The sequence below is a fragment of the Bacillus coahuilensis m4-4 genome, assembly GCF_000171615.1.
Classification (GTDB): domain Bacteria; phylum Bacillota; class Bacilli; order Bacillales; family Bacillaceae_K; genus Bacillus_T; species Bacillus_T coahuilensis.
This window is the reverse complement of the sequence record NZ_ABFU01000039.1, coordinates 1-8153: the sequence shown is the minus strand read 5'-3', so window position 1 is coordinate 8153 and position 8153 is coordinate 1. Positions and strand designations below refer to the sequence as shown.

Genomic DNA, 8153 nt, shown 5'->3' with positions numbered 1-8153 from the left:
ACGTTGCTCTTAGGTAGGTAACGTTTTTTTATGTTTGGGCAATTGAGAACACCATTTTATTATGCTTTAATGAGACTTCTACATTTCCATCATGAATTAACGAGGTTACATAGGCTGTAATACTTGTTCGAAACAATAGCCATTGAGATACTGAGTTGCACTGAATTTCATAATGATTCAAAACCATTTCAAGGATAGTCTCTACTGTTAATTTCTCCGTTCCAAGTACGGTGGTAATTGTCTTTATACACTTTTGATGGAGGTCCTCGTTATATTGTAGAGTTTCAATTGTAGCTTCTTTTCTTTCTACTTCCCCATGTCCTGGAATACTCCATTTAAAAGGTAGGGTTTTTATTCTATTTAACGTATGAAGGGTTTCCTTTGCATCTACAATAAAGAGTATCTTATGCTTAGATGCCACTTCTCGACCGAAGTAACTATCGGAAGCAAAAAGGACGTCTTCATACAGGACTCCTATCTGTTGGTAGGAATGCCCTTTCAGAAAATACACAGTTAGTTCAAAGGGACCCATTCGAATAATACCTTCTTCACTAATACTTGTTAAACAATCTTCAGGTATAGATGGAGCTTCTAGAAATTTTGACCTTAAGCTTTGCAATGGTTCAGCTCCGTTCCAAAGATAAATAGGCTCTAGTCTTGTTTGCACCATCAAACTTTTTTCAAATTCCGGCGCCCAACATTCTACCTTACTTTTCTTTAAGATTTCAGGAAATCCTCCAATATGGTCAGCATGACTGTGTGTGAGAATACAGTAATCAAGAGGAAAGTTATGTTTCTTTAAGTAGGATAACACTTTTTTAACAGAGGACTTATCAATCCCTGTATCTATAAGAATCCCTTTCCCCTCTTTCATCATATATCCAATGTTTACACTATCTGAGAAGTAGCCAATGTTTTCCTTAACAGGTGTCCACTTCATCCCATTCTTCCCATACATATTTTAAATATATTCATTAATATGTCTTCCTTTACCTGTTAACTTTGCTTCTAAGATTTTTGCGAAAGTAGATTGTTTGGTGGTGTGTCTTCTATTTTCAACTATTGGTTCTTGTGCATGATTGTTCCTTAGAGGACTTATTTTTGTGACCGGTACAGTGGTATATGGATCATATGAAGAAATAAACATTCTCTCTGCATACTGCTTGTATTGATATTGATAAGGGGGATACGAAACAATATAACCCATGTCTTTCACTCCTTTTTCTACTATATTCCCTAAACGGTTAGATAAAAACCCTCAGGTGCATATTAAAGAAGTAGTCATCGATCAACAAAAAGGTTAGGACACTATTTCAACTCTATTCAATACATTCCACGTTCACTACCCCAAAACCTTTCTGAATAGTACAAAAATATAGCTTAAACAGAAACTGTTTAAGCTACAGGTCTATTTATTTTTTCTTGTTAATCATTTCTGAGATGGTGTTAAAATCCATGCTTTTACCGTCTTTGATGATGGATTTAACAATCTTATCTTCTAATTCTTTGGGTACCTTCTTATTAGCTAATTGAGAAACTTGTTGGATCACTCCGCGGATGGTTTTTTCATCTTGAAAGTTTGCACTTTGAAGTGAGTTTGCCAATTTGAAAACATCGTCCATGTTCACGCCGGTTTTCTTTTCAATGTTTTTAAAGAATGGATTATTCATTCTTCTGCCTCCTTTTTCAAGCTACTTTTATCGTATGTAGGTTGAAAACAATTGGTGAGGACTCATTGAAGAATAGAAGAACGGAATCATGATGGATTCCGTTCAAATTAAGGCTTTTATTAGCAGAATGCTGCACCAACAATAATTAATAGGATAAATAGTACAACGATTAATACGAAAGTTGATCCATAACCTCCGCAACCGTAACCGCCATATCCATAGCCGCCGTATCCGTACATCTACAGTCACCTCACTTTTTGTTAGGTCACTAATACCATATGTCACGGATTAGAATTAGGTATGGGCTTAGGCTTATCCTTTTTTCTTGTCCAGTCATATAAGTCTAATGTTAGGAAACCATCATCATCTAGTTGAGCGAGAAAAACTTCATCTGTTGTAAGAGAACGCTTAGAAAGCTCTTCGATCAACCATTCCTTTGTATATTTCATTTTTTCTAACACTTCTGTATCTAAAATTCCATCATTAATCACCGCTTGAGGAGCAGAAGTAGTTCGAGCTAGTTGAAATAAGTCTTCATACAAAACGGGTTGTTTCTCTTTTTCAACATAATGCTAAGATCTCCATTGGCGTCTAATGAAGCATAGTTTACATCGGAGACACGAAACGTTCCTTTTTTCCTTAATTGTTCGAGTAGCTCGTCCGTTGAATATCGCTCTTTCTTTAAATTGGCTTCAATGACTTCACCATTTTCTATAAAGACGGTAGGAGTTCCTTCTACTAGATGCCTAAACTTTGGTGAATGAAGTCCTATGACAGAAATGAATAATGGAACAAAAAACCATATTAATAAAGAAGTGACACCCTCCCATAAATGAAGCTCTTTCTCCATAGAAAGAGTACCCGCAATGTCCCCGACTGTAATTCCTGTTATATATTCAAAAAATGACAATTTTGATAACTGCTTCTTGCCCAACAATTTTGTTATGAAGAATAATCCGAAAATGATAAAAATGGAACGAATTGACACCTCAAGCATTTATCGTCCTCCTAGCTCTTCGGCTTAAATATAAGCGCACCGATGAATGCAAATATGATAGCCGATGAAATCCCTGCGCTCGTTACCTCAAACATCCCTGTGATTACTCCAATAACACCATGTTGTTCTGCTTCTTGCATCGCACCGTGAACTAATGCATTCCCAAAACTTGTAATGGGTATTGTCGCACCTGCTCCAGCAAAATCGACTAATGGTTCATATAGATTAAATCCTTCTAGGATTGCCCCTGCAACAACAAGCAAACTCATCGTGTGACCAGGTGTAAGTTTAGCCACATCGAAGAGTAGCTGCCCTATCACACATATACATCCTCCTACTACAAATGCCCAAAAAAACATGGCTAGCATATACTTCACTCCTAAACTTAGATGGATTCCTTTTTAACAATACTCTATAGACACACCATGTGCGATACATGGAATACTCTCTTTCTGTTGGAAAGAAACTGGAGAAAGTAATGCACCAGTTGCTACAACAAGAATTTTTTTATAGGTTCCTTTTCTCATTTCATTGACTAAATGACCATATAATACGGTAGCCGAGCATCCAGCACCGCTCGCTCCAGCTAATATTGGTTGATCATCCTTATACACTTTTAAACCACAATCTTGAAACTGGTCCTTTGATAAATGAATGCCTTTCTCTTTAAGCAATTCATGCGCTGTGGCACTCCCAATTGTGGCTAAATCTCCTGTAATGATAAGGTCATAATAGTTAGAGTCCACTCCCCTCTCATTTAGGTGACGAGTAATGGTATCTACTGCCGCAGGAGCCATCGCACCTCCCATATTAAATGGATCTTTAATACCAAGGTCCATAACTTTTCCTATCGTTGCTGAAGTAATCCTTGGTTCAGGACCACTTGATAATTGACCTTTCCCTACTAGAGCATAGCCTGCACCCGTAACTGTATATTGAGCTGTGGGCGGCTTTTGACTACCATATTCAGTTGGGTAACGGAACTGTTTTTCAACAGCAGAGTTATGACTGGCTGCACCAGTTAGAGCAAAACTACCTTGACCAGAATTTAAGATAAGAGCACTTAAAGCTAATCCTTCCATAGATGAAGCACATGCACTAAATAAACCTAGATACGGCAGACCATTCGTTCTAGCAGCAAAAGAAGAGGGGGTAATTTGATTAATGAGATCCCCTGATAAAAAGATACTAACCTCTTCTAATGACACCTTGCCTTTTTCAAGAGCAATTTTTACGGCATCCTCAATTAGCACACGATGTGCTTTTTCGTACGACTTTTCCCTCATCCATAAATCATCATAAAAAGTATCAAAGTCTTTTGAAATGGCGCCATTCTTTTCAACTGGCCCACCGACTACACCTGTTGAAACAATATACGGTTTATTTTGAAATATCCATGTTGAGGTCATGAAATCACCCCAAGCTGGATCAATGAAGATTTTATAAGTGCAATGACAAATGCTGAAAACACACCAAAAAGAATGACGGTACCCGCTAATTTAAACATATTTCCTCCAACCCCTAATACAAATCCTTCCGTCCGATGTTCTATGGCCGCTGAAATAACTGAGTTTCCAAACCCAGTCACTGGAACAGCACTACCTGCTCCAGCGAATTGCGCAATTTTATCATAAACTCCAAAACCAGTTAGCAGCATAGCAATAAATACCATAGTAGCCACAGTTGGATTTCCGGCCGTTTGTTCTGTAAAGTTAAAAAAGTAGATATAAAAATACGTAATACCTTGTCCGATCGTACAAATAATTCCACCTACTAAAAATGCCTTTAAACAATTCCTCAATAGGGGACGTTTCGTTTCATACCTTTTTTCTAACTTTTTCATATGCGATTTGCTCTGCACTTTTTAATTGCTTTGCCATAATTCTCTCTCCTTAAGTAGTTGCTTCTTTTAAATCCACTAATTCGCTCAATCGTTTTTTTGCTTCTTTTTTCGTTAATTCACCCTTATTTAAACTCTCTTCCATCCGAACCACTTCTAGAAATATCTTATAATCCGAGGACACAAGAATATCTTTTTCCGTAAACTTCTTTTCTAATGCCTCACTTAAGTCATCTTCGATTTTCTTCATATGAAACCGCTCGTAATGTTTGACTTTATAGGCAACTAAAATTTCTTTTTCACCTTCTACAACAGCGACATCATATAATTCCTCTTTTGCTTCAACATATTGTTTCACAAGCTGTGCGGTAGAAATGCCATCTTTATTATCTAAATCAACTGGTGATGGGTTCGTCGTTTTGATTAAAGCGGTTTGACTTTTCTTATTGTCAAAGCTTTCCTCGCTTTGACACCCTGTGACCAACAGCAATACAATGAAGAACATCGAAAAAAACTTCATACCAATCTTCCTTTCATACGGCTTATTGATAGTGTTGTCAATATGTTGGAAATTATGAATAACGATTATGTAGACCTTTAAGTTAAGCTCAATAAAATAGTTTTTTTACTTTACTCGTTGGAAGAAATTAAAAGACATAGGGTCAAATTAAAAACGACTTCCAATATGAAGTCGTTTCTCATGTATACTAAAGGTTCTCCTTATACGGTTTTTCTTTTTCCACACCCACAGCCCTTTTTAGTTTTCTTTGGAACGAGTTTTGGAGCAGGGTCACGTTTAGGTCTTTTTTGCATGGTTCATTCCCCCTAACATACAATCTATAATATTGTATGAAAATCTATGGTGACTTGGCACACCACTTGCCTACACCCTGAATTGTACAACCCATTCAATTAATGCTGCAACTCCAGCAATCCCCAATATGTAAATTAGCGGATCACTATATGGGACGAACATATAACAAGCATATAATAACGCTGCACTCCAAACTCCTGTACACCAATAACAGCTAATCAGTTCCCCTATCCAACCAACCAGCCCATTTTCCTTCGGAACAATATACACTTCCCCATCTTCTTCAACTTCCGTTAAAAAGGGCCTTCTTATGAACTCAAAAATCCTATCAAATACAAGTAACCTTGTTAATCTAAACGTTGCAAGGGTAAGCAATAAAAACTCAAAACTTGTCATTAGACCACCCTTTCAAGTAGAAAATGAGCCTATTTTTAAAAAACGGGCGATTGTCCGTCACTATAAATAGACTATTTCAATACTTTATTAGTGTAATCAAAAAACTTTAAAGGAGGACTACTCATGAGCTGTGGACCAAAAGATAAAAAATTTGACAACTGTGTATGTGAAGTAGTACGTGCTATTAAAGATATCCAAGATAATGCAGTAGAAGATGAGTGTTTAGATTGTACGACGAATTGTTTCTTAGAACCCCTTGGAGGACTAAATTCTCCAGTTCGTCGTCATAAAGCTGATACACGCGTATTTACTTTATCACTACCAAACGGTGAGTTATTCAAAGGGTTATTCCGTCGTCGTTTAGATGATCACCCTTGCGTTGGTGGTTTCTCACCATTCTTCCGTGTAGAAGAAGTATTCGACAACTGCTGTGCAACTCTTCGTGTTCTTGTACCTGTTGGTGACTATGACCATGACGGTGACTTAGAAGTAGCAAAAGACTTCTGTAAAATCGATGGATTTGTACGCACGGATAACTGTATCACTGTCGACTTAGATTGCTTCTGCGCTGTTCAATGTATCGCTGACGTTAATTTACGAATCTGTGACTAATCACTTGAAAAGCCGGACTCATGCCCGGCTTTTTTTTTATTGACAATCCGATGAGCAAAATATCTTCTAACTGTCTGCGGTGAAACGTAACATGCTCCCCTTGAAATGGTTTAACTTCAATAGTGTCATTTTCATATTCAACCAAAATGCCTTTATAGTACCCTTCATTCGTAACAAAAGTACACGGAAAAGGCGCTTTTCCACCTTTAAATCTGTTTAAGTGAAGTAGTCTCTCTTCAACATCCATTTCTTTAAATGGCTTTACCCGTTGGAACACAGGTTTACGGTCTCGTGAAATGGGCTGTTCAGTCTTTTCCACCGTTTCTTCTTGTGTTTGAGGCTCTAGATCCACTGTAAACGTTTTAGTTTGTCGTGGCTCATCCCATGATGATACTTTCCCAATATTCTCTTTCTTTTTCTTTTTCCTTGTAGAATAATCACCTTGCATATTGGCCTCTGGAATGGTTAAAGTTGGCTGTTGAACGTATAATAATGGAGTTTGCTTAGAACGATTCGCACTTTTTTCATAACATTATCCCCCCTTACGATAGTCTTTTACATATATATGCCTCACCCTATATAAATTTTCATCTTTACGAAAATCAAGGAATATTATCTTGAAATTAGGAAATACTAAGACTAGCTTACATTCATTCTGTAACCTCGTAAAAAACCCCCATTAGCATTCAGGGTTGCTAATGGGGGTTTTTAATGTCTATTTGTAAGGGGTTTAGAAAATATGGAAACCTGAATCAACGTGAATCGTCTCACCAGTGATTCCTCTAGATAAAGAACTAAATAAGAATAGTGCAGTATCTCCCACTTCTTCTGGAGTGGTATTTCTTCTTAATGGAGCGCGTTCTTCTATTTCTTTTAAAATTGAATTAAAATCACTTACACCTTTAGCACTTAATGTTCGAATCGGTCCAGCAGAAATAGCATTCACTCTAATACCTAAAGGACCAAGATCATTCGCTAAATACTTCACACTAGCTTCAAGTGAAGCCTTCGCAACACCCATCACATTATAGTTCTCAATCACTCGTTCTCCACCAAGATACGTTAATGTAACAACGCTGCTTCCTTCATGTAAAAGCTCCTTAGCATCTTTCAAAACAGCCGTTAAAGAATAACTAGAAATATTTTGAGCTAGTAAGAATCCGTCTCTGGTAGTATTCATATACTCACCTTGAAGTTCTTCCTTGTTTGCAAACGCAATACAATGAGCAATCCCATCTAGAGTACCAACTATTTCTTTGATGGAAGCCATACACTCTTTTATTTCTGAATCACTCGTTATATCACATGGTAATACCATATGGTCACCATCTAAGGAGTCAACTAGATCACGAACACTCTTCTCCAATCGTTCACCCGCATATGTAAACACCAATGAAGCCCCTTGCTCATGTAATCTACGGGCAATTCCCCATGCAATACTTCGTTTATTTGCAACACCCATTACTAAAACTTTTTCCTTCTAGTGATAGCATCTCTAGCTCACTCCTATATAAAATTATATAATCATCTTTATAATTAGTACCTGATACTAGTATTACATAGTAAATATAAGGATGTCAACTTGGTGTTTGAGTGGGAGGAGTAGATGTTTTTAGCTTTTTACTTCTTGGTTCTAGGGCTTGGTTTGAGGTTTGCTTGTACTTTCCCGCCTACTGCGTGCAGATTACGCTCGCTTGCGTGCACCTTTTCGGCTTTTGCGTGCACTTTTCACCCTCTTGCGTGCGGCATTTTCTCTTTTCGTGCACCTTCTCCTTTTGCGTGCGGATAGCGCTCGCTTGCGTGCACCTTCTCGGCTTTTGCGTG

General features: G+C 37.6%; 13 protein-coding genes and 1 pseudogene. 1 reads left to right on the top strand and 13 read right to left on the bottom strand.

Features of this window, described 5'->3' with window-relative positions; all coding sequences use genetic code 11:
• Positions 1-28 precede the first annotated feature (28 nt).
• The 11 genes from M44_RS22225 to M44_RS10095 form a co-directional block, all read right to left on the bottom strand.
• Positions 29-940 carry an MBL fold metallo-hydrolase gene (locus tag M44_RS22225; protein ID WP_010173250.1) on the bottom strand — a complete coding sequence of 304 codons (912 nt, stop codon included), beginning with the start codon at positions 938-940 and terminating at the stop codon, positions 29-31.
• A gap of 21 nt (positions 941-961) precedes the next feature.
• Positions 962-1207, bottom strand: a complete 246-nt coding sequence (locus M44_RS10140) for a hypothetical protein (protein ID WP_010173248.1) — start codon at positions 1205-1207, stop codon at positions 962-964.
• Positions 1208-1412: 205 nt separating this feature from the next.
• Positions 1413-1670: a sporulation-specific transcription regulator SpoVIF gene (gene spoVIF, locus M44_RS10130; protein WP_010173245.1), complete on the bottom strand. Its 258-nt coding sequence runs from the start codon at positions 1668-1670 to the stop codon at positions 1413-1415.
• Positions 1671-1789: 119 nt separating this feature from the next.
• The gene (locus M44_RS26210) at positions 1790-1909 is read right to left on the bottom strand and encodes a YjcZ family sporulation protein (protein WP_081447496.1); all 120 of its coding nucleotides are present in this window, start codon (positions 1907-1909) and stop codon (positions 1790-1792) included.
• Between the two features lie 42 nt (positions 1910-1951).
• Positions 1952-2212: a YetF domain-containing protein gene (locus tag M44_RS30215; protein WP_010173243.1), complete on the bottom strand. Its 261-nt coding sequence runs from the start codon at positions 2210-2212 to the stop codon at positions 1952-1954.
• Positions 2188-2667: a DUF421 domain-containing protein gene (locus M44_RS22220; RefSeq protein WP_010173241.1), complete on the bottom strand. Its 480-nt coding sequence runs from the start codon at positions 2665-2667 to the stop codon at positions 2188-2190. Before M44_RS22220 ends, M44_RS30215 begins: the two co-directional genes overlap by 25 nt.
• 11 nt (positions 2668-2678) lie before the next feature.
• Positions 2679-3035: a stage V sporulation protein AE gene (gene spoVAE / locus M44_RS10120; protein ID WP_010173239.1), complete on the bottom strand. Its 357-nt coding sequence runs from the start codon at positions 3033-3035 to the stop codon at positions 2679-2681.
• Positions 3036-3068: 33 nt separating this feature from the next.
• Entirely contained in the window at positions 3069-4076 is a 1008-nt protein-coding gene (gene spoVAD, locus M44_RS10115) for a stage V sporulation protein AD (RefSeq protein WP_010173237.1), read from the bottom strand.
• On the bottom strand, positions 4073-4510 hold the full coding sequence (gene spoVAC, locus M44_RS10110) for a stage V sporulation protein AC (RefSeq protein WP_010173235.1): 438 nt from the start codon (positions 4508-4510) through the stop codon (positions 4073-4075). The genes spoVAD and spoVAC overlap by 4 nt, the downstream gene beginning before the upstream one ends.
• A 49-nt stretch (positions 4511-4559) precedes the next feature.
• A complete protein-coding gene (locus M44_RS10105; RefSeq protein ID WP_010173233.1) occupies positions 4560-5027 on the bottom strand; it encodes a YhcN/YlaJ family sporulation lipoprotein in 468 nt (155 codons plus the stop codon).
• Between the two features lie 363 nt (positions 5028-5390).
• Positions 5391-5717, bottom strand: a complete 327-nt coding sequence (locus M44_RS10095; RefSeq protein ID WP_010173230.1) for a DUF1360 domain-containing protein — start codon at positions 5715-5717, stop codon at positions 5391-5393.
• A gap of 123 nt (positions 5718-5840) precedes the next feature.
• Between M44_RS10095 and M44_RS10090 the strand changes: the two genes are divergently transcribed.
• Positions 5841-6329: a CotY/CotZ family spore coat protein gene (locus M44_RS10090; RefSeq protein ID WP_010173228.1), complete on the top strand. Its 489-nt coding sequence runs from the start codon at positions 5841-5843 to the stop codon at positions 6327-6329.
• Here M44_RS10090 and M44_RS10085 read toward each other — a convergent pair.
• Both M44_RS10085 and fabI read right to left on the bottom strand, forming a co-directional pair.
• Positions 6307-6828: pseudogene (locus M44_RS10085) on the bottom strand (CotO family spore coat protein); the annotation flags it as partial. The gene M44_RS10090 and the pseudogene M44_RS10085 sit on opposite strands and share 23 nt — an antisense overlap.
• A gap of 231 nt (positions 6829-7059) precedes the next feature.
• Positions 7060-7791, bottom strand: a complete 732-nt coding sequence (gene fabI / locus M44_RS10080; protein ID WP_010173224.1) for an enoyl-ACP reductase FabI — start codon at positions 7789-7791, stop codon at positions 7060-7062.
• Between the last annotated feature and the right edge of the window lie 362 nt (positions 7792-8153).